Source organism: Pseudomonas laurylsulfativorans (assembly GCF_002906155.1).
Classification (GTDB): domain Bacteria; phylum Pseudomonadota; class Gammaproteobacteria; order Pseudomonadales; family Pseudomonadaceae; genus Aquipseudomonas; species Aquipseudomonas laurylsulfativorans.
In genome coordinates this window covers 125,188-145,588 of record NZ_MUJK01000001.1, presented here as the reverse complement: position 1 = coordinate 145,588, position 20,401 = coordinate 125,188, and the positions used below count along the sequence as shown (strand labels likewise).

Annotated in this window: 14 protein-coding genes and 1 pseudogene; 13 read left to right on the top strand and 2 right to left on the bottom strand. The window is 58.0% G+C overall.

Annotated features, from left to right (window positions below):
• The first annotated feature begins 254 nt into the window (after positions 1-254).
• The 5 genes from gabP to B0D71_RS00615 all read left to right on the top strand — a co-directional run bounded on the left by gabP (position 255) and on the right by B0D71_RS00615 (position 5,857).
• Positions 255-1,655, top strand: a complete 1,401-nt coding sequence (gene gabP / locus B0D71_RS00635; protein ID WP_103393987.1) for a GABA permease — start codon at positions 255-257, stop codon at positions 1,653-1,655.
• A gap of 111 nt (positions 1,656-1,766) precedes the next feature.
• Complete coding sequence (gene gbdR / locus B0D71_RS00630) at positions 1,767-2,879, top strand: choline metabolism transcriptional regulator GbdR (RefSeq protein ID WP_420825124.1); 1,113 nt, start codon at positions 1,767-1,769, stop codon at positions 2,877-2,879.
• A gap of 64 nt (positions 2,880-2,943) precedes the next feature.
• The gene (locus B0D71_RS00625) at positions 2,944-4,065 is read left to right on the top strand and encodes a Re/Si-specific NAD(P)(+) transhydrogenase subunit alpha (RefSeq protein WP_103393001.1); all 1,122 of its coding nucleotides are present in this window, start codon (positions 2,944-2,946) and stop codon (positions 4,063-4,065) included.
• An 11-nt stretch (positions 4,066-4,076) separates the two neighbouring features.
• The gene (locus B0D71_RS00620; RefSeq protein ID WP_053152987.1) at positions 4,077-4,427 is read left to right on the top strand and encodes an NAD(P) transhydrogenase subunit alpha part 2; all 351 of its coding nucleotides are present in this window, start codon (positions 4,077-4,079) and stop codon (positions 4,425-4,427) included.
• Positions 4,424-5,857 (top strand): NAD(P)(+) transhydrogenase (Re/Si-specific) subunit beta, encoded by a 1,434-nt coding sequence (locus B0D71_RS00615; protein WP_095967830.1) that lies wholly within the window; start codon positions 4,424-4,426, stop codon positions 5,855-5,857. Before B0D71_RS00620 ends, B0D71_RS00615 begins: the two co-directional genes overlap by 4 nt.
• A 202-nt stretch (positions 5,858-6,059) precedes the next feature.
• On the opposite strand, the gene gbdR (B0D71_RS00610) is transcribed toward B0D71_RS00615, so the two are convergent.
• A complete protein-coding gene (gbdR, locus tag B0D71_RS00610; protein WP_103393000.1) occupies positions 6,060-7,163 on the bottom strand; it encodes a choline metabolism transcriptional regulator GbdR in 1,104 nt (367 codons plus the stop codon).
• A 741-nt stretch (positions 7,164-7,904) separates the two neighbouring features.
• Here gbdR (B0D71_RS00610) and B0D71_RS00605 point away from each other — a divergent pair.
• From B0D71_RS00605 to B0D71_RS00590, 4 genes and pseudogenes are all read left to right on the top strand, one after another.
• The gene (locus tag B0D71_RS00605) at positions 7,905-8,711 is read left to right on the top strand and encodes a lytic transglycosylase domain-containing protein (RefSeq protein WP_103392999.1); all 807 of its coding nucleotides are present in this window, start codon (positions 7,905-7,907) and stop codon (positions 8,709-8,711) included.
• A gap of 231 nt (positions 8,712-8,942) precedes the next feature.
• Complete coding sequence (locus B0D71_RS00600; RefSeq protein WP_103392998.1) at positions 8,943-10,118, top strand: PAS domain-containing sensor histidine kinase; 1,176 nt, start codon at positions 8,943-8,945, stop codon at positions 10,116-10,118.
• 157 nt (positions 10,119-10,275) lie between these two features.
• Positions 10,276-10,902: pseudogene (locus B0D71_RS00595) on the top strand (transposase); the annotation flags it as partial.
• Positions 10,903-11,285: 383 nt separating this feature from the next.
• Positions 11,286-12,389, top strand: a complete 1,104-nt coding sequence (locus B0D71_RS00590) for a polyamine ABC transporter substrate-binding protein (RefSeq protein WP_103392997.1) — start codon at positions 11,286-11,288, stop codon at positions 12,387-12,389.
• Positions 12,390-12,426: 37 nt separating this feature from the next.
• On the opposite strand, the gene B0D71_RS31540 is transcribed toward B0D71_RS00590, so the two are convergent.
• Positions 12,427-14,229, bottom strand: a complete 1,803-nt coding sequence (locus tag B0D71_RS31540; RefSeq protein WP_205885955.1) for a beta strand repeat-containing protein — start codon at positions 14,227-14,229, stop codon at positions 12,427-12,429.
• A gap of 1,767 nt (positions 14,230-15,996) precedes the next feature.
• On the opposite strand from B0D71_RS31540, the gene B0D71_RS00575 reads away from it, so the two are divergent.
• The 4 genes from B0D71_RS00575 (at position 15,997) to B0D71_RS00560 (ending at position 20,385) form a co-directional block, all read left to right on the top strand.
• Positions 15,997-16,848: a sugar phosphate isomerase/epimerase family protein gene (locus B0D71_RS00575; protein ID WP_103392994.1), complete on the top strand. Its 852-nt coding sequence runs from the start codon at positions 15,997-15,999 to the stop codon at positions 16,846-16,848.
• A gap of 14 nt (positions 16,849-16,862) precedes the next feature.
• Entirely contained in the window at positions 16,863-17,933 is a 1,071-nt protein-coding gene (locus B0D71_RS00570) for an isopenicillin N synthase family dioxygenase (protein ID WP_103392993.1), read from the top strand.
• A gap of 45 nt (positions 17,934-17,978) precedes the next feature.
• Positions 17,979-18,773 (top strand): ABC transporter substrate-binding protein, encoded by a 795-nt coding sequence (locus B0D71_RS00565; RefSeq protein ID WP_103392992.1) that lies wholly within the window; start codon positions 17,979-17,981, stop codon positions 18,771-18,773.
• A 64-nt stretch (positions 18,774-18,837) separates the two neighbouring features.
• Positions 18,838-20,385 carry an amino acid ABC transporter permease/ATP-binding protein gene (locus B0D71_RS00560; protein ID WP_103392991.1) on the top strand — a complete coding sequence of 516 codons (1,548 nt, stop codon included), beginning with the start codon at positions 18,838-18,840 and terminating at the stop codon, positions 20,383-20,385.
• The last annotated feature ends 16 nt before the right edge of the window (positions 20,386-20,401 follow it).

The window sequence follows — 20,401 nt, the reverse complement described above, 5'->3', positions numbered from 1 at the left end:
ATTCAACGTGAACGCTAAATTTGCTCATGTCGATATCAGACAAGGAGGCGACGCGAACAGGTAACTGAATTGTCGGACAAGCCGGGTAAGGTGGCGCGTCTTTTCATCTCAATAACCACATCACGATGATGGGTTTGATAAGAACAGCAGCGTTTGAAGGGCTCCGCTTTCATGAGGGGGACAACAGACAACGAATGATGATTCGTAGCGCCTATCAATACGCTTAAATGTCGATCAGCAGAGAAAAAAAACCAATGATTAGCCCGAACTCCCAGGATTCGAGTGGCCAATTGGCGCAGGGCTTCAAGCCTCGTCACGTAACAATGCTGTCAATCGCCGGGATTATCGGCGCCGGTTTATTCGTTGGCTCAGGACATGCCATTGCAGCGGCTGGTCCGGCCGTCCTGCTGGCCTATCTATTCTCAGGCCTCCTAGTCGTTCTGGTCATGCGCATGCTCGGTGAAATGGCGGTGGCCAATCCGGACACTGGCTCGTTCTCCACCTATGCCGACCAGGCAATAGGCCGTTGGGCAGGCTTCACCATCGGTTGGCTCTATTGGTGGTTCTGGGTGCTGGTGATTCCTATCGAAGCACTGGCCGCTGGTCATGTGTTGAATCAGTGGTTTCCCGGGATTGATGCCTGGCTGTTCGCTTTGGTGTCGATCATTGCACTGGTGGTGACCAACCTGTTCAGTGTGTCCAAGTATGGCGAATTCGAGTTCTGGTTCGCCATGGCCAAGGTCGTGGCGATCATAGGTTTCATCGCCGTGGGTTTTGCCGTGTTGATGGGCTGGGTTCCCGATCGGGAAGTCAGCGGATTGAGCGGCCTGATGGCTGAGCACGGCGGATTTGCTCCCAACGGCTTGTCAGCGGTAGTCGGTGCCTTCATTACCATCATGTTCAGCTTCATCGGTACTGAAGCGGTCACCATCGCCGCCGCCGAATCCAATAACCCGGCCCAGAACATTGCAAAGGCAACGCGTTCGGTGATCTGGCGCATCGGCGTGTTCTACCTGTTGTCGATTTTCGTGGTCATCTCCGTGGTGCCCTGGAACGATCCGCTGCTCGCCCAGGTAGGTTCCTACCAGCGGGCACTGGAAATCATGAACATTCCCCACGCCAAGTTCATGGTGGACGTGGTGGTGCTGATCGCCGTGGCCAGTTGCATGAACTCCTCGATCTACATTGCTTCGCGCATGCTGTACTCGCTGGGCCGTCGTGGCGATGCGCCGAAGGCGCTGAAGGCGACCTCCTCCGAGGGCGTGCCGCGGGCAGCCGTCATCGCCAGCACCGTGCTGGGCGCAGCGATCACCGTGTGGAGCTACTTCATGCCCGCCGGGCTGTTTGATTTCCTGCTGGCCAGCTCCGGCGCTATTGCCTTGCTGGTGTACCTGGCCATTGCGGTGTCGCAGCTGCGCATGCGCCGGATGTTACGTCGGCAGAACGTCGAGCTGACCTTTCGCATGTGGCTGTTTCCATGGCTGACGTGGCTGGTGATCGTGTTCATTTGCGCAGCGCTGGCGGTCATGATGATCACCCCGGAGCACCGCACCGAAGTGAGCACAACCATTGGACTGGCACTGGCGATTTCCTTTATTGGCCTTGTGACGTCGCGTCACCCTGCGCAGGCTGCGAGCGTGACGTCAGCGGGATAAAAAACAAGGAGGTGTTTGGGCCGAACCTGATACTCCCTACGCCAAGGCTGGGGGGTATTACCAGCGCCTGCGTCTCAGGCCGTAATCGCTCTTTGTGAGGCCATGACCACGATGTCATCGAACTCCACCGTGTCCGACGGTACGACTCAATCCGTTGGTTTTCTGCTGTTGGATAAATTCACACTTATTTCCCTGGCGTCCGCAGTAGAGCCATTGCGCATGGCCAATCAGTTGTCAGGGCGAGAGCTCTATCGCTGGCATACGTTCAGCCCCGGTGGAGAGCCTGTCTGGGCCAGTGACGGCGTGCCGATCACTCCGGATGCTTCATGGAACAATCCATTAGTGGCGGACACTGTAATCGTGTGCGGTGGTGTTGGAATCCAGAGCGTGATTACCCGCGAGCACATTACTTGGCTACAAGCCTTGGCGCGTCAATCCAGACGGTTGGGAGGTGTGTGCACCGGCAGCTGGGCGCTCGCAAAAGCCGGGCTGCTCGACGGCTACGAGTGCAGCGTGCATTGGGAATTCTTGGCGGCGATGCAGGAAGCTTTCCCGCGAGTCAGCATCAGCGCGAGTCTCTTCACCCTCGACCGAAATCGACTCACAAGCTCCGGGGGAACAGCGCCGATGGACATGATGCTGCACCTGATTGGTCGCGATCATGGTCGTGAATTATCCGCAGCCATCTCGGAGATGTTTGTTTACGAGCGCATACGCAACGAACAGGACCATCAGCGCGTTCCGCTCAAGCATGTGCTGGGAACTCATCAGCCAAAGCTACAGGAGGTCGTCGCGTTGATGGAGGCCAATCTCGAGGAACCGATCGACCTGGATAACCTTGCAGAATACGTTGATCTGTCACGTCGACAGCTAGAGCGGCTATTTCAGAAATACCTTCACTGTACGCCGTCACGCTACTACTTAAGGTTACGTCTTGTGCGAGCGCGACAACTGCTTAAGCAAACATCATTGTCGATCATTGAGTTGGCGTATGTATGCGGCTTCGTGTCCACACCACACTTCTCCAAATGCTATCGCGAGTACTTTGGTGTTCCACCCAGCGACGAACGTTCCGGCTCTGAATCGAGTCGCAAACCTGCAACGCTTGCGACTTCGCAGCCGTCATCGACCAGACCGCTGACAGCGCTAGACCAGGCACGAAACGAATCGACTTTTGCCAGTGTTCGGATGAGTGATCGTTCTGATTTGGCGCAATCGTGCTGATCGGCCGTCCCCATTTATCCGTAGTGCATGGGTTTACTCAATAAGATCACGCAGGAGATTTGACGTGCACATTGGTGTTCCTCTCGAAACCCAGACCGGTGAAACACGGGTTGCTGCAACCCCGGAAACCATCAAGAAGCTGATCAGCCAGGGTCATAAGGTCACTGTACAAAGCGGCGCCGGCGTTAATGCCAGCGTTGTCGACAGTGCCTATGCAGCGGCAGGCGCAACCATTGGCAGCGCCAATGACGCGTTTGGCGCAGAGCTGATTTTGAAGGTGGTCGCCCCCAGCGACAGCGAGCTGGCGCTGATTAAAAGCGGCACCGTTGTGGTGGGCATGCTCAACCCGTTCAGCAACGAAACCATCGCCAAGCTGGCCGAGTGCGGCATTACCGCCTTTGCCCTGGAGGCGGCACCTCGCACCTCCCGCGCGCAGAGCCTGGATGTGCTGTCGTCGCAAGCCAACATTGCCGGTTACAAGGCTGTGTTGCTGGCCGCTCACTATTATCCTCGTTTCATGCCGATGCTGATGACCGCTGCCGGTACCGTAAAGGCCGCTCGCGTGCTGATTCTCGGCGCCGGAGTGGCCGGTTTGCAGGCCATTGCCACGGCGAAACGCCTGGGTGCGGTGATTGAAGCGTCCGACGTGCGTCCTGCGGTTAAAGAGCAGATCGAATCCCTCGGCGCCAAGTTCGTCGACGTGCCCTACGAGACCGACGAAGAGCGTGAATGCGCCGTCGGTGTCGGTGGTTACGCCCGCCCGATGCCGGCCAGCTGGATGCAGCGTCAGGCCCTGGCCGTGCACGAGCGCGCCAAGCAGGCTGACATCGTCATCACCACCGCACTGATTCCGGGCCGCAAGGCACCGACGCTGCTCAGCGCGGAAACCGTGGCACAGATGAAGCCCGGCTCGGTGGTCATCGACCTCGCGGCCGCCCAAGGCGGCAACTGCCCGCTGACCGTGGCCGATCAGGTGATCGTCGAAAATGGCGTGACCATCGTCGGCCCGACCAACCTGGCCGGCGCGGTCGCGGCAGACGCTTCGGCGTTGTATGCCCGCAACCTGCTGGACTTCATGAAACTGTTGTTCGATAAAGAAGGACAACTGGTGATCAACCTTGAAGACGATATCGTCGCCGCGTGCCTGATGTGCCGCGACGGCCAGATCGTGCGCAAGAACGGCTGAGGATAAAAACAATGGAAGACATGCTGATCTCTCACGGTATCTACAACCTGATCATCTTCGTGCTGGCCATCTATGTCGGCTACCACGTGGTCTGGAACGTGACACCTGCACTGCACACCCCACTGATGGCCGTGACCAACGCCATCTCGGCCATCGTCATCGTCGGCGCCATGCTCGCCGCCGCCCTCACCGTGACTCCGCTGGGCAAGACCATGGGCACCCTGGCCGTGGCCCTGGCTGCGGTCAACGTGTTTGGTGGCTTCCTGGTGACCCGGCGCATGCTGGAAATGTTCAAGAAGAAAGCGGCCAAGGCTCCGGCTGCCAAGGCCGAAGCAGTCAAGGCTGAGGTGCAGCAAGCATGAGCATGAACCTGGTTACCTCCCTGTATTTGATCGCCTCGGTCTGCTTTATCCAGGCGCTCAAGGGTCTTTCGCACCCCACCACGTCGCGTCGCGGCAACCTGTTCGGCATGCTCGGTATGGGCCTGGCGATCCTCACCACGGTTGGCCTGATCTACAAGCTGGGCGCCGAGCTTGCGCAAGACGGTATCGTCTACGTGATCGTCGGCCTGCTGATCGGCGGCACTGCCGGCTCGATCATGGCCAAACGCGTTGAAATGACCAAGATGCCCGAACTGGTCGCCTTCATGCACAGCATGATCGGTCTGGCCGCGGTGTTCATCGCCATTGCGGCGGTCGTCGAGCCGCAGTCGCTGGGTATCGTTGCGCAACTGGGTGACGCGATCCCGGCCGGTAACCGCCTGGAGCTGTTCCTCGGTGCCGCCATTGGTGCGATCACCTTCTCCGGTTCGGTCATCGCCTTCGGCAAGCTGTCGGGCAAGTACAAGTTCCGCCTGTTCCAGGGCGCACCGGTACAGTTCACCGGCCAACACAAACTGAACCTGTTGCTGGGCGTGGCGACACTGGGCCTGGGCATCACCTTCATGTTGACCGGCGACCTCAGCGCCTTCGCCTTGATGCTGGCCCTGGCCTTCATCATGGGCGTGCTGATCATCATCCCGATCGGTGGCGCGGACATGCCAGTGGTCGTGTCGATGCTCAACAGCTACTCCGGCTGGGCGGCGGCAGGTATCGGCTTCTCGCTGAACAACTCGATGCTGATCATCGCCGGTTCGCTGGTCGGCTCGAGCGGTGCCATCCTCTCGTACATCATGTGCAAAGCGATGAACCGCTCCTTCTTTAATGTATTGCTTGGCGGTTTCGGCAATACAGCCGACGCAGGCCCGGCTGGCGCCAAGGAAGCCCGCCCGGTGAAATCCGGTTCGGCTGACGACGCGACCTTCCTGCTGACCAACGCCGACACCGTGATCATCGTTCCGGGCTATGGCCTGGCGGTAGCCCGTGCTCAGCATGCGCTGAAGGAACTGACCGAGAAGCTGACCCATCGCGGCGTGACCGTGAAGTATGCGATCCACCCGGTTGCCGGTCGTATGCCTGGCCACATGAACGTGCTGCTGGCCGAGGCCGAAGTGCCTTACGACCAGGTGTTCGAGATGGAAGACATCAACTCCGAGTTCGGCCAGGCCGACGTGGTGCTGGTGCTGGGTGCCAACGACGTGGTCAACCCGGCGGCGAAGAACGATCCGAAATCGCCGATTGCCGGCATGCCGATCCTCGAAGCGTTCAAGGCCAAGACCATCATCGTCAACAAGCGCTCGATGGCCAGCGGCTATGCCGGCCTGGACAACGAACTGTTCTACCTGGACAAAACCATGATGGTGTTCGGTGACGCTAAAAAGGTCATCGAAGACATGGTAAAAGCCGTCGACTAACCCTCTGCGGTACACAGAACGCCCCGACTCGTCGGGGCGTTTTTGTTTGCGCAAATCGTCGGACAAACCATTAGGTGTTCGATGGCACCAACAAAGTCATCGAAGACATGATCAACGTTGTCGAGTGATCCCTACTGCAACGCAACACTGAAAATGATGCGGCCCACCACCCCATCCTGCGAGCGTTACGCTTTTGCCAGTTTTATAGGCGAACGCTGGCAAACGTTGATTCGTTACGTGCTTGGCTCAGTGCCGACAACGGCCCGGACAACGGCGACAGCACCAGCGCTTGCGGCAGCGGCATCATCGCCACTTGCTGGGCAGTGTTGGAACCTACGCGCTCGTCACGCGGCGGAATGCCGAAGTATTCGCGGTAGCACTTGGAGAAGTGCGGTGTGGACACGAAGCCACAGATCGAAGCCACTTCGATGATCGACATCGGCGTTTGCTTGAGCAACTGTCGCGCACGAACCAGACGCAATTTCAGGTAGTAACGCGACGGCGAGCAGTGCAGGTACTTCTGGAACAGCCGCTCCAGCTGGCGACGGGACACGTCGACATACACCGCCAGTTCGTCGAGGTCGATCGGTTCTTCGAGGTTGGCCTCCATCAGCGCGACGATTTCCTGCAACTTCGGTTGATTGGTGCCGAGCATGTGCTTGAGCGGCACACGCTGGTGATCCTGCTCGTTACGGATGCGCTCATAGACAAACATTTCCGAGATCGCGGCGGACAGTTCACGTCCGTGATCACGGCTGATCAGGTGCAGCATCATGTCCAGCGGCGCGGTGCCGCCCGAGCTGGTGAAACGGTTACGGTCGAGAGTGAACAGGCGCGTGCTCATCGCTACACGCGGGAAAGCTTCCTGCATCGCCGCCAGGCACTCCCAGTGCACGCTGCAATCGAAACCATCGAGCAGTCCGGCGCAAGCCAGGGCCCAACTGCCGGTGCAGACCGCACCGAGGCGGCAGGCCTTGCGGGCCTGGCTTTGCAGCCATGACACGTGTTCGCGGGTAACAGTGCGCTGGATGCCGATACCGCCGCACACGATGATCATGTCCATTGGCGGGGCTTTGTGCATGGAGGCGTCGGGGGTGATCTGCAGGCCGTCACTGGCCCAGACCTGGCCGCCATCGACGGTGAGGGTGGTCCAGCGATACAGCTCGCGACCGGACAACTGGTTGGCCATGCGCAGCGGTTCTACAGCGGACGCCAGAGAAATCAGCGTGAAATTGTCCAGCAGCAGAAAGCCGATGGATTGAGGCGCACGGTTCTGGGGTTGGGCCCCGGAGTTGAACGTCGTCATCGCGGTATCTCCTCACACAAAGCAAGTGAATGGCCTCAGGCAAAGGCTCTTTTTATTCTCCCATCCAAAAGTTGGTGGGTTTATTCCTTTCAACTTGCAAAGGTCATACCCAATTACACACGTTTCAACGGATCCAAAAACGACATCACCCAATGCCTCTATGCTGAGGGTTTGCAGGGCGGGAGCCATACGGAAAACACTTGAGTTTGAGCCTGCGTTCATTGACGTTGTGCACATTCGTAGCACATACGCGAGAGATGTCTGTAAACGACAACTTATTTGTCACCGACACCCCCATGTCGGTTTCTGAAAACAGTAATGACCGATGCCCCGATTTGGGCTGGCACAAGCGCCATGCGCTATAAAAGTGCTCGGTGGCCGGGACAAGGCGTACCGGCAACCGGACCCAGGCCGATAGACAATGAACGCGAGTATCAGAGTGGTATAGGTTCGCGTTTGATACGAGACATTCGTTTGCGTCGGGATACCCCCTATCCAGTCGTCAGGCATTAAGCATTGTTGAGAGGGTCGCGTATGAACTCGATCAACCGCTGGGTCTTCGCAGGAAGCAGCCGTGTTTCGGTCAGTGCCTAGCCCGTACGTCAACGCAAGTTCCAAGGCCGGTTTCAAGGGGTATAACTATCAGAACAAAAGGCGGGTCACCCACAATAGCCCCTCCAAAGACAGCACCCGGGCCAGGCGCCCCAGGCCTGATCAGCGCCTGCGGCGCGGAGCGATGTGATGAGTTCCAGAGTATGGCGATGGGCTCGCAAGAGCTTTCTTGGCTGCATCGAGCTGACCTTGCTGGTCACGCCACTGTGCGCCAGCGCCATGTTCAAGTGCCAAGCCAGGGACGGAGCCATCAGCTACACCAGCCAAGCCATCGCCAGCGCCCGCTGCACTCGCCTGAATGGCATGGCGGGCGCCGGTGTCGGCGACAAGGCAATGGCCCTGCCACGGGTTGTGCGGGACGACAGCCCTGGCGCGGTGCCGATTCGGGTGTTCACCTTCATCCACAAGGGTAAACGTCAATATGTGAGCCGGCGCCCCGTCGGGATCTCCGCACGGGTCGATGTCCTTGAGCTCTATTACATCAAGGGCTGTTATCTGTGCATGGCGTCGAAGGATTTCAAGATCGACTCACTGCGCCTGGACACCCATTCCTATCGGCGGGAGATCGAAGCCGCTTCGGATCATTATGGTGTCGACAGGGCGCTGGTCCGCGCAGTGATGCATGCCGAATCGGCGTTTCGCCCCAACGCCATTTCCGAAGCCGGCGCCCAAGGGCTGATGCAGTTGATGCCCGCCACCGCCGAGCGCTTCGCCGTGGACGATCCGTTCGACGCACGACAGAACATCCGGGGCGGCGTGCGCTACCTGGCCTGGCTACTCAAGCGGTTCAACGGCAACCAGGTGCTGGCGCTGGCAGGTTACAACGCCGGCGAAGCGTCCGTGGTCGAGTACAACGGGGTGCCGCCCTACGCCGAGACGCAGTCCTACGTCACCCTCGTGCAGTCCTTGACCGAACGCTATCGCAACCATCGCTAGTACCGTAGTGCACATAACCCGGAATAGGTCATACGCCGGGCGGGGAATGGCTCAACCGAACGTCCACGCTCACCGGTCGCTATCGGCTGTGGATTCAACCGGTCATTCGCAGCTGTTGTACCCCTCCGAATGTCGAGACCAATCACTGCGAAAGGGGTAAATCCAGAGGGTCCTTGTGCGAGCCGTGTCTATAATTTTCAAGATATCGGCCCCATTGGTCAGTGAATACAAATGTCCGCAGATGACGATTCCCAGCCCGGCTCTGACATTCTCTTCGACGAAGCTGATTGTGGCTTACTGCTTACCGCAGAAAATGGCCAGATCGCCAGGGTCAACCTTACGTTCTGCCGCTGGATTGGCTACCGCAGACGGGAGCTGATCGGTCGCCACATCCAAGACCTGATGAGTATTGAAGGGAGGGCGTTTCATCGGGCGTACTGGGTACCTCTCATGCAAATCCAGGGCGTGATCGCTGATGTTAAGTTCAATCTTGTTCATTGCAACGGCCATTCAATTCCGATGATGCTCAGCGCCATCCGCTGTGAGAGTTCTGCTGGCATATTTCTTGAAATGGCGCTGTTCAAGGCCGAAGATCGGCAACGCTACGAGCGCGAACTACTCAATGCCAGAATGCTCGCCGAAGGACATTTGGCAAAACACCTGAAGGATCAACGGGTAATGGATATTACCCAAGACAAGCTGCGCATCACCTACGCCGCGGCTGAAGACAGAGCCCTGTTTGCAGAACAACTTATCGGGATTGTCAGTCACGATCTGCGCAACCCATTGTCGGCGATAAAAATGGCGGCAGAACTGCTGGGCCGCAGGGAGATGGATGCTAAACAAACACAAATACTTGGCCACATCACCCACTCAGTAGAGCGAGCGCAGCGTCTGGTGGCTGACCTGCTGGATTTCACCTTGACGCAAGTCGGGCGAGGTATCGCAGTCCTGCCCAAACCAGTCGATCTACACGAACTGGTCGCCGACTGCCTGGACGAGTTGGGTCTGGCTTTCCCCGGGCATAAGTTGATCCACTTGCGTTATGGGCAAGGTGACTTTACTGCCGACAGTGATCGGCTGTATCAGCTCATCGGCAACCTGGTTGCCAATGCAGTGGCCTATGGTGCTGCCGATAGCGACGTCACCGTTACTTCGTGCTTCGAAGATCACACTGTCATGATTACAGTGCACAACCTCGGTACCCCCATACCACTGGAGCTGCTCAAGGATCTGTTCGAACCGATGATCCGCGGAAGTCATGACAATGCTGAACTCAGAAGTGTCGGGCTGGGCCTGTTCATTGTTCGTGAGATCGCAAGGGCGCACTATGGCGAAGTGGCTGTAGCGTCTTCTCTAACGAACGGAACGACATTCACTGCCACCTTTCCTCGCACATTAAATTAGCCTGGACTGCCCCTCACTCAGCCCCCTCGCCTCTCCATTACCAGCCGACGATATGCCTTGCGTGACTGGTCGCTTCGGGTCGATTCTGTTGAAAAAGTAGCTCCCCTGACTGGCCTCCGGCAAAATCTCTTCATTGGCCGGAGGGGGATCACACAGCATGATGGGACAGTTATCGAGTGGGCAGGAGCGACTGTTTTACTCGTTCAACCTTGAAGATCACATCCCCGCCAATCACCTTCTGCGCAGTATTGATCGGTGTCTCGATCTGAGCGACCTGCGCCATTACCTCGCCGATTTCTATAGCCCGATTGGGCGTCCGTCGATTGATCCCGAACTGATGTTTCGCATGCTGATCGTAGGCTATTGCTACGGCATTCGCTCAGAGCGGCGGTTGTGCGAAGAGGCCCATTTGAACCTGGCGTATCGCTGGTTCTGCCGGTTGAGCCTTGAGGACGAAATCCCCAACCACTCGAGCTTTTCCAAAAATCGACACGGCCGTTTTCGGGACAGTGAGCTGTTTCGCTGGCTGTTCAATGAAGTGCTGCGTCGCTGCATGGATGCGGGGTTGGTCAAGGGCGAAGGCTTTGCCGTGGACGCCAGCATCATCAAAGCGGATGCGAGTCGGCAGCGCGGCGTACCGGGTGACGAACAGGTCAACTGGAGCGATCCGGCCCTGAGCAGCCGCGCCGTACGTGAGTACCTTGAGGCCCTCGATGAAGAGGCTTTGGCCGAAACGCTGCCGAAGCGTTTGTCACTGACTGACCCTCAAGCCCGCTGGACCGCAGTGCGTCTGCACAAAGCAAAAAACCTCAAACCAACCCAATAACCGAGCTGCAAAGTTCAACGAAGGGCCGAAAAACCACTCAATGTGGTGAGTAGGTTCTCCGGTGGTGGTCGTGCCTGAGTTCGGGCCATTTGAAAATCCGACTTTTTCAACAGAATCGGCCAGTAGCCGTCAGTCGTTACGGGAAGAACGCGACCAATCGCGACTTAAGCCATCAACGTGTTTCCACGCTGGCAGCGCTTTGTTGCAAGGCTTGGCGACAAGCCTTCCAATCACTACCCCTTTCGAGTAACCCGGCATGGTAATAGGCAGCCAAGGCGCGCATCACTAGCCTGACATCTCCCGAACATCATGGTCCTGAAACAGGCCAGGAGTGCCACAAAGTGTGTCGTTACCGCTCGTCCTTGAACCTCGGAATCAGCACCTGCCTGTCGGCCTGGATAACGACCGCGGCAGCTGATGCGCCCACCGTGCACGTGTACAACTGGTACGACTACATCGGTCCAACCACCCTCCAGGATTTCAAGCGCGACACGGGTATCGAGCCGGTGTATGACACCTTCGACAGCGGCGAAGTATTGGAAGCCAAGCTGATGACCGGCCATAGCGGTTATGACGTGGTGGTGGCCAGCAACTTCATTCTGCCCGCCCTGATCAAGGCCGGAGCCTTGCAGAAGCTGGACCGCAGTCAACTGCCCAATCTGAAACACATCGACCCGGTGCTTCTGGAAAAACTTCGCGCGAACGACCCTGACAACCAGTACGCCATACCTTACCTGTGGGGCACGGACGGGATCGGCTACAACGTTGAAAAGGTCCGCGCCGTTCTCGGTGAACAGGCACCGGTGAACTCGTGGGACCTGCTGTTCAAAGAGGAGAACCTGGCCAAACTCAGTCAATGTGGGGTGGGAATACTGGACGCGCCCGCCGAGATCCTGCCGATCGCCCTGCACTACCTTGGCCTTCCTCCCAACAGCAGCAACCCCGATGACTACAAAAAAGCCGAAGCGCTGATGCTGAAGCTGCGCCCGCACATCACCTATTTCAATTCGTCGAAGATCGGCAGTGACCTGGCCAATGGCGATATCTGCGTGGCCCTGACCTGGTCCGGCGCGGTGTTCGGGGCCAAGCAAGCCGCCAACGAAGCCGGAAAAGGCGTGAAAATCGAATACAGCATCCCCGTCGAAGGCGCACCGCTGTGGTCCGATAACCTGGTACTGGTGAAGGACGGCAGCCACCCGGAGCATGGGCTGGCCTTCATCAACTACATGCTGCGCCCGGAAGTGATTGCGCCTGCTACCGATCTGGCGCTCACCGCCAACGCCAACAAAGACGCGAACGCGCTGGTCTCGGCCGAGGTGCAGGACAACCCGAACATCTACCCCTCAGCGCAAGTGATAGCCACGCTGTTCACCCTGCAACCGCAGTCCCATGCGGTCGATCGTGTCCGTACGCGCTCCTGGAGCAATATCAAGAACGGCAACTGAGCGATTTAGCCAATCTGGAGTACCCCCCTCTTCCTTATCAAAGAACGAAGTCCGAAGTCGCCAAACTGGAGATCCCGACGAGTTGAATGGCGAACTCGGCGGTGCTGTCCGAATCCGTGTTGCCATAGAGCACACCGCTCGCAACCTTCAACTGTCCAGCCGCAGTGAAACTGGCCGTGCTGCCGATGATCGAATTGAAGGCGTCATTGGCAACCGTGGCGGTGTTGGCATCCAGCGTCGCCAGGTCAATCTTGTCGCTACCCCGCTGGAAGTCGCTGATGACATCCCAGGTTGAGCTGGTCAGTCCCGTCTCGCTGAGCGTGTTGAAATCGAAGATGTCGTTGCCAGCGCCACCCGTGAAGACATCCTTGCCCGCTCCACCGACCAGGAAGTCGTTGCCTGTACCACCCGACAGCCTGTCGTTTCCGCCTCCACCATTGAGCACGTTGGCCGCACTGTTGCCGGTCAACGTATTGGCCAGGTTGTTGCCAGTGCCGTTGATCGCCGCGGTGCCAGACAGGGTGAGATTCTCCTGATAGTTGCCCAGGGCGCGGCTGACGCTGGCAATGACAGTGTCGATGCCGCCGCTGTCGGAAGTTTCGCTGACGACATCACCAGCGCTATCGACGTAGTAGTTGTCGTTGCCCAAGCCGCCGATCATCGTATCCGCGCCGACTCCGCCATAAAGCACGTTGGCAGCACTGTTGCCCGTCAACGTATTGGCCAGGCTGTTGCCGAAGCCGTTGATCGCCACGGTACCGGACAGGATGAGGTTCTCCTGATAGTTGCCCAGGGTGCGGCTGACGCTGGCTATGACAGTGTCGATGCCGCCGCTGCCGGACGTTTCGCTGACGACATCGGTGGCGCTATCGACGTAGTAGGTGTCATTGCCCAAACCGCCGATCATCGTATCCGCGCCGACCCCACCATTGAGCACGTTGGCCGCACTGTTGCCGGTCAACGTATTGGTCAGACTGTTGCCGATGCCATTGATCGCGGCGATGCCGGACAAGGTGAGGTTCTCTTGATAGCTGCCCAGGGTAAGGCTGACGCTGGAAATGACAGTGTCGATGCCGCCGCTGGCGGCAGCTTCGCTGACGACATCGCTGGCGCTATCGACGTAGTAGGTGTCATTGCCCAAGCCGCCGATCATCGTATCCGCGCCGACCCCGCCATTGAGCACGTTGGCCGCACTGTTGCCCGTCAACGTATTGGCCAGGCTGTTGCCGGTGCCGTTGATCCCCGCGGTGCCGGAGAGGATGAGGTTCTCCTGATAATCGCCCAGGGCGCGGCTGACGCTGGCAATGACAGTGTCGACGCCGCCGCTGCCGGAAGTTTCGCTGACGACATCGCTGGCGTTATCGACGTAGTAGATGTCATTGCCCAAGCCGCCGATCATCATATCCGCGCCGACTCCGCCATAAAGCACGTTGGCCGCACTATTGCCCGTCAACGTATTGGCCAGGTTGTTGCCGTAGCCGTTGATCGCCGTGGTGCCGGCCAGGGTGAGGTTTTCCTGATAGCTGCCCAGGGTGCGATTGACGCTGGCAATGACAGTGTCGATGCCGCCGCTGGCGGACGTTTCGCTGACGACATCGCTAGCGCTATCGACGTAGTAGGTGTCGTTGCCCAAGCCACCTGCCAATTTGTCCGAGCCGGTACCGCCATCAAGAACGTCGTTTCCTCCTCCACCGTCCAGCAAGTCGTCGCCGCCCAGGCCGTTGAGCCTGTCGTTACCCTCTACGCCCAGTAGCCAGTCGGCGTACACAGTTCCAACGAAGGAGTCATCGGCAGAGGTCAACACTGACTTAGTGGCTACCATCAAAATGCTGGTATTCATCCCCATGCTCGCCAGCTCACTCGCAGAGTAGGATCGAGTGTTGCCCTGTACATCCTCCACTGCAATGCGGGTGATGTTGTAAGTACCGGAAGTGTTCGTCGCCGCGATACCCCACGTGTTGGACGAAGCACCATCCAACCACGAATCAGAATGTCCAAAATTTCCGAGTAAGTTGGAGGAGTAGCTTGAACCGTCACCCAAGGAAAAGGAGTAGGTAATATTCTTGTCGAAATACACCAGGACGTTTTTGACGCCCGACCTGTCGTCCGAAGCCAATCCGGCCATTGTCAGTCCAGCCGTTCCAGAGGACAGGTCAACTACGGTCGGGATAGTCAGTGAAGTCAACTGTGGGGGTGTAACGTCTGCCGTAGCGTTGATGAAATTGATGCTGGTATTCACCCCCATGCTCGCCAGTTCACTCGCAGAGTAAGACCGCATGTTGCCCTGTACATCCTCCACTACAACGCGGGTGACATTATAAGTACCGGAAGAGTTCGTCGCCGCGATACCCCACGTGCTGGACGAAGCACCATCCAGCCACGAATCAGAATGTCCAAAATTTCCGAGTAAGTTGGAGGAGTAGCTTGAGCCGTCACCCAAGGAAAAGGAGTAGGTAATATTCTTGTCGAAATACACCAGGACGTTTTCGACACCCGATCTGTCGTCCGAAGCCAATCCGGCTATTGTCAGTCCAGCCGTCCCGGAGGCCAGGTTCACTATCTTCGGGATAGTCAGTGAAGTCAGCTGTGGGGGCGTAACGTCTGCCGTAGAGTTGATGAAATTGATGCTGGTATTCACCCCCATGCTCGCCAGTTCACTTGGAGAGTAAGTTCGAGTGTTGCCCTGTACATCCTCCACTACAACGCGGGTGACGTTATAAGTACCGGAAGAGTTCGTCGCCGCTATACCCCACGTGTTGGACGAAGCACCATCCAGCCACGAATCAGAATGTCCAAAATTTCCGAGTAAGTTGGAGGAGTAGCTAGAGCCGTCCCCCAAGGAAAAGGAGTAGGTAAAATTCTTATCGAAATACACCAGGACGTTTTCGACCCCCGACCTGTCGTCCGAAGCCAATCCGGCTATTGTCAGTCCAGCCGTCCCGGAGGCCAGGTTCACTATCTTCGGGATAGTCAGTGAAGTCAGTTTAGGTGCGATGGTGTCTGCAGTGGAGCTCATCAAAGGTCATCCATGGGGTGAAGCGCTAATGACTCAATCATTTTCGTATCTAGCGTGCTGGTGTTCGGGTGGATTCCCAAGACACCAATCAGTCGCCGTCGCCCTGCTCATCAATAGAGCAAGTGCAAGCCCCGGCAGCCGGGTATTTTTGAACACTACCGGGCAGACCAAAATCCTCCCCGAAACCTTATCGAAATGTGTGCAGGCAGCCAAGGGAAATAGATGGCTTTATGAGATCACATCGTTCGTAGGCAAAATAGACCGGTTTGAGTTCGCGGAAAAGTCTGGATGCCTGCAGGATCACCCCTCGCAACCCGATGTCGCTTGTCAGTCCTCAAAATGATGTCGTAATACCGGCACTCCTCGCTAACACCCAACGTAGACACGTATCCGCCTACAAAATCCCTCTCGGCAACTGCAATAGATAGCCAGCTATTTGTTGATGAAAGTCTGAAGTATTCATTTGAACTTTCGGATTCTTTCACCGCTCGGCCTGTGCCTAACATCGGCTCCACAGCGAACCCGCCTCTTTGCACGCTGGTGTCGTCGAAGTGCTTTTGCAGTAGGCCCTGGGATTTTTGAGGATCACCGATGAAGCTGGAAATTTTTCGCACGCTGTGGGGTTACACCGCCAGCAAGGCTCAGGCGCTCGAAGAGTTGCTGCAAGCGGGCTTTGATGGCATGGAAGCGCGCCTGCCACTGGACGCCCGTGAACGGGCCGAATTTGGCGCCTTTCTCCAGGCCAATCGCCTGGGCTATATCAGCACAGTCTTCACCGCGTACGACGTGCTGCCGGACCAGTCGGCAACGCCTGCCGTCCACCTCAATGACCTCGACCAAAAACTCGCCTGGGCCGCCGAACTCGGCCCACGTTTCGTCAACGTGCTGGCGGGCAACGACCGCTGGTCCTTGCCGCAACAAGTGGAGTTTTTTGGCCAGGCGCTGGATCTGGCGCGCAAGCATGGCCAGGTCTGCAGTTTCGAAACTCACCGCTCGCGTTCGCTGTTCAACCCCTGGGTAACCCTGGAGCTGATCCGGCAACTGCCTGATCTGTTGTTCACCAGTGACATCAGCCATTGGGTCGTGACCTGCGAGCGTTTGTTGAATGACCCGGCCGATGACCTCAGCGCGTTCATCGAGCGGGTTCACCATATCCAGGCCCGGGTCGGATACGACCAGGGGCCGCAGGTTCCGCACCCAGCGGCGCCCGAATATGCAAAAGAACTGGCCTTCCATCAGCAGCACTGGGAAAGCATCTGGCGCTCGCAGCAGGCCCGCGGTTACCAGGTCAGCACCCTGACCCCGGAATTCGGCGCCGACGGCTACCTGCATCATTTGCCCTTCACCAATGTCCCGGTCGCCGACCTGTGGTCATTGAACGTGTGGATGGGCCAGACCGAACGCGAACACTTCGAGCGTTTCCACCACTCAAGCCATCCTTAGGGAGCCGATGCGTCATGCCTGACAACAAAAACAACAGCGCCAGCACTGACACACAAAAAGCCAACTTCAACAGCATCCCGGTGGTCAACATCGCCGGTCTGTTCAGTTTTGAACTGGAACACCGCCTGGCCGTGGCCGAACAACTGGGACGCGCCGCCAGCGAAGTCGGGTTCCTCTACATCACCCATCACGGTATCGACCCGCAACTGATCGCCAACCTGCGCAAGGCGGCCAAGGACTTTTTCGACCAGCCCCTCGACACCAAGATGCGCCACTACATCGGCACCTCACAAACCCACAAGGGCTTTGTACCCGAAGGCGAAGAGGTCTATTCCAAAGGCAAGCCGGACCACAAGGAAGCCTTCGACGTCGGCTTTGAAGTCCCGGCCGATGACCCACTGGTGCTGGCCAATACGCCATTGCTGGGGCCCAACGACTGGCCGCAACTGGAAGGTTTCAAGGCGTCGGTACAGGCCTACTATGAAGCAATCTTCGCCCTGGGCCGGCGCCTGTTCAGCGGCTTTGCCCTGACCCTGGGCCTGGAAGAAAACTACTTCGACAGCCTGGTCACCCGTCCGCCATCCAAACTGCGCCTGATCCACTACCCGTTCGACGGTGCCGCCCATGACGCACCGGGTCTTGGCGCCCATACTGATTACGAGTGCTTCACCATCCTCCTGGCCGACAAACCCGGCCTTGAGGTGATGAACAATCTCGGACAATGGATCGATGCACCACCGATTGCCGATGCCTTTGTGGTCAACATCGGCGACATGCTGGAGGTGATGACCGCAGGCGCATTCGTTGCCACTGCGCACCGGGTGCGCAGCGTGAAGGAGGAACGCTATTCCTTCCCGCTGTTTTATGCCTGCGACTATCACACCCAGATCAAACCGCTGCCCGGCTTCGCCCAGGCAGGCAACGACTACGAAGAAATCACGATCGGCGAACACATGTATGGCCAGGCGCTGCAGACCTATCAGTATCTGCGCCAGAGGGTGGCCAACGGGGACGTTCAACTGCCAGGCAAGGCACGCAAGCCCGCCAGTTTCGGACATTTGAAAAATCAGGCCCAACCGTCCTGATTGAAGTTTTCAGCTAAACCCCTACCTACGCCGGAGTCGGAAAAAATGAAAAACAATAAGAAAAACCTGTTGAGCCTGGCTGTATTGGCAGCCGGTATGTTCGGCGCCTCGGTGAGCATGGCCGCAGGTGACACGTTCAAGGTCGGCATGGAAATCACCTACCCGCCTTTCGAATCCTATGACAAGGACAAGAATGTGGTGGGTTCGGACCCCGAGCTGGCAACGGCCCTGGCCAAACACATGAACGCCAAGGTGGAGTTCGTCGACACCAAGTTCCCGAGCCTGATCCTGGGCCTGAACTCCGGCAAGTACGACGCGATCATTTCCGGCATGTACATCACGCCAGAGCGCCAGACCCAGGCCCAGACCATCGCCTATGCCAACACCGGCGCCGCGGTCATGGTGCCCAAGGGAAGCGAGATCAATGCGAAAAAGCCTGAAGACCTGTGTGGCTTGAAACTGGGCCTGGAACAGGGCACGACCTGGGTCAAGGAATTCAGGAAGCTGTCCGACGAATACTGCGTGCCGAACAACAAAGGCGCCATCTCCGTCAGCGAATACCCTTCGGCACCCGAAGTAACCCAGGCCCTGCTGTCCAAAAACATCCAGGCCCAGGTCGAAATCGCCGGCGCGGCAAAAATGATCGCGGAAAAGACCAACGGCCGGGTCGTGATCACTACCGAGCATCCGATCTATCAGCAAACCCTGGGCATCTTCGTCAAGAAAGGTAACGACGAAACCTACCAAGCCGTGCAAAAGGCCTTCGAGGAGACGAAAAAGAGCGGAGAATATGCCGCAATCCTCAAGAAGTATGGCTTGGAAGAACCGACTGCCAACTAAGAACCTGTCCTTGTAGTCTGGTTATCTGCCGCCCCTGCACCGGGGCGGCAGATCGAGGTGTCCCATGCAATTCGATTGGTCGTATTTCTTCTCCCTGTTCTCCCTGCCGGACTTCTGGAATGCCTGCGTCACGGTGATCCAGCTCAGCGCCCTGGCCTGGTTCATCGGCATGCTGCTGGGGTTTGTCCTGGCCTCGGCCAAGCTATCCCAATCGCCCTTGCTGCGCATTCCTGCAGCGGTCTACATCTGGTTCTTCCGCAGCATCCCGTTGCTGGTGCTGGTGGTGTTCGTCTACAACCTGCCGCAATTGTTTCCCGGCAGCGGACCGATTCTGTCCAACCCCTTCTACGCAGGCTTGCTGGCCCTGGTGGTTACGGAAGCCGCGTACATGGCGGAAATCCATCGTGGTGGCCTGATCTCCGTGGCCAAGGGCCAAAAGGAGGCCGGGCGCGCGCTGGGTGTCGGCATGTTCGGCATGCAACGCCTGATCGTGATCCCCCAGGCTTTCCGCATTTCGCTGCCCACGCTGATCAATGAATACATCACCGTGGTCAAGCTGACATCGCTGGTCTCGGTCATCTCCCTGACCGAAATCCTCACGGTTGGCCAACGCCTCTATGCCACCAACTTCCTGGTCATGGAAACCCTCGCGGCGGTAGGCGTCTATTACGTGCTGATCGTCACCGTGTTCGGCTACTTCCTGCAGCGCCTGGAGCGCTACCTGGACCTGAACTTCCGCAAGCCGCACACGCTCGACGAGGCCACCATCGCCAGGTTCAAGGCCAGCGCCGAAGCGTTGCCCGACACTGCGCGCAAGGCCGCCGGCAACAACACAACGCCCATCCTGCAACTGAACAACATCCAGAAGAGCTATGGCACGCACAAGGTGCTGCTGGGTATCGACCTGAATGTCGATTACGGCCAGGTGGTCTCGATCATCGGGCCATCCGGCTCCGGCAAGACTTCGCTGATCCGCACGGTCAACGGCCTGGAAAGCATCGATACCGGCGACATTCTGCTGTTCGGTGAGAAATTCATCGAAGCGTCGGACAAGCCCAACAGCTCCCGCCTGCGCAAAGGCGTGCGGCACATCGGCATGGTGTTCCAGAACTTCAACCTGTTCCCGCACCGCACCATTCTCGACAACGTCACCCTGGCTCCGCGTTACCACGGCCAGCCGGGCGAGCTGAGTGAACATCGTGCCTACGCGCTGCTGGACAAGGTCGGCCTGCTGGCCCATGCCCACAAGTACCCGCACCAACTCTCCGGCGGCCAGCAACAACGGGTGGCGATCGCCCGGGCCCTGGCAATGGAACCGCAGATCATGCTGTTCGACGAGCCGACTTCGGCCCTCGACCCGGAACTGGTCAACGACGTGCTCAACGTGATCCGCGACCTGGCGAAGGAAGGCATGACCATGCTGATCGTGACCCACGAAATGGACTTCGCCATGTCGATCTCTGATCGGGTGATTTTCATGGAGAACGGCAATATTCAACTCGATGCCGCGCCTGAGACCATACGCTGCGATGCCGAAGGCGAACGAGTGCGGCGCTTCATGGGCATCGAAGCCCGATCGCCAAACCTGTCCGCGGCAGTGGATCACGCATGACCAGGCAACGACTTTC

Coding starts and splice junctions, on each gene's coding strand:
- B0D71_RS00620 (WP_053152987.1), top strand. CDS start 4,077: ATGGAAGACATGCTGATCTCTCACGGTATCTACAACCTGATCATCTTC.
- B0D71_RS00605 (WP_103392999.1), top strand. CDS start 7,905: ATGAGTTCCAGAGTATGGCGATGGGCTCGCAAGAGCTTTCTTGGCTGC.
- gbdR (WP_103393000.1), bottom strand. CDS start 7,163: ATGACGACGTTCAACTCCGGGGCCCAACCCCAGAACCGTGCGCCTCAA.
- B0D71_RS00575 (WP_103392994.1), top strand. CDS start 15,997: ATGAAGCTGGAAATTTTTCGCACGCTGTGGGGTTACACCGCCAGCAAG.
- B0D71_RS00600 (WP_103392998.1), top strand. CDS start 8,943: ATGTCCGCAGATGACGATTCCCAGCCCGGCTCTGACATTCTCTTCGAC.
- B0D71_RS00570 (WP_103392993.1), top strand. CDS start 16,863: ATGCCTGACAACAAAAACAACAGCGCCAGCACTGACACACAAAAAGCC.
- B0D71_RS31540 (WP_205885955.1), bottom strand. CDS start 14,229: ATGAATACCAGCATTTTGATGGTAGCCACTAAGTCAGTGTTGACCTCT.
- B0D71_RS00565 (WP_103392992.1), top strand. CDS start 17,979: ATGAAAAACAATAAGAAAAACCTGTTGAGCCTGGCTGTATTGGCAGCC.
- gabP (WP_103393987.1), top strand. CDS start 255: ATGATTAGCCCGAACTCCCAGGATTCGAGTGGCCAATTGGCGCAGGGC.
- gbdR (WP_420825124.1), top strand. CDS start 1,767: ATGTCATCGAACTCCACCGTGTCCGACGGTACGACTCAATCCGTTGGT.
- B0D71_RS00560 (WP_103392991.1), top strand. CDS start 18,838: ATGCAATTCGATTGGTCGTATTTCTTCTCCCTGTTCTCCCTGCCGGAC.
- B0D71_RS00615 (WP_095967830.1), top strand. CDS start 4,424: ATGAGCATGAACCTGGTTACCTCCCTGTATTTGATCGCCTCGGTCTGC.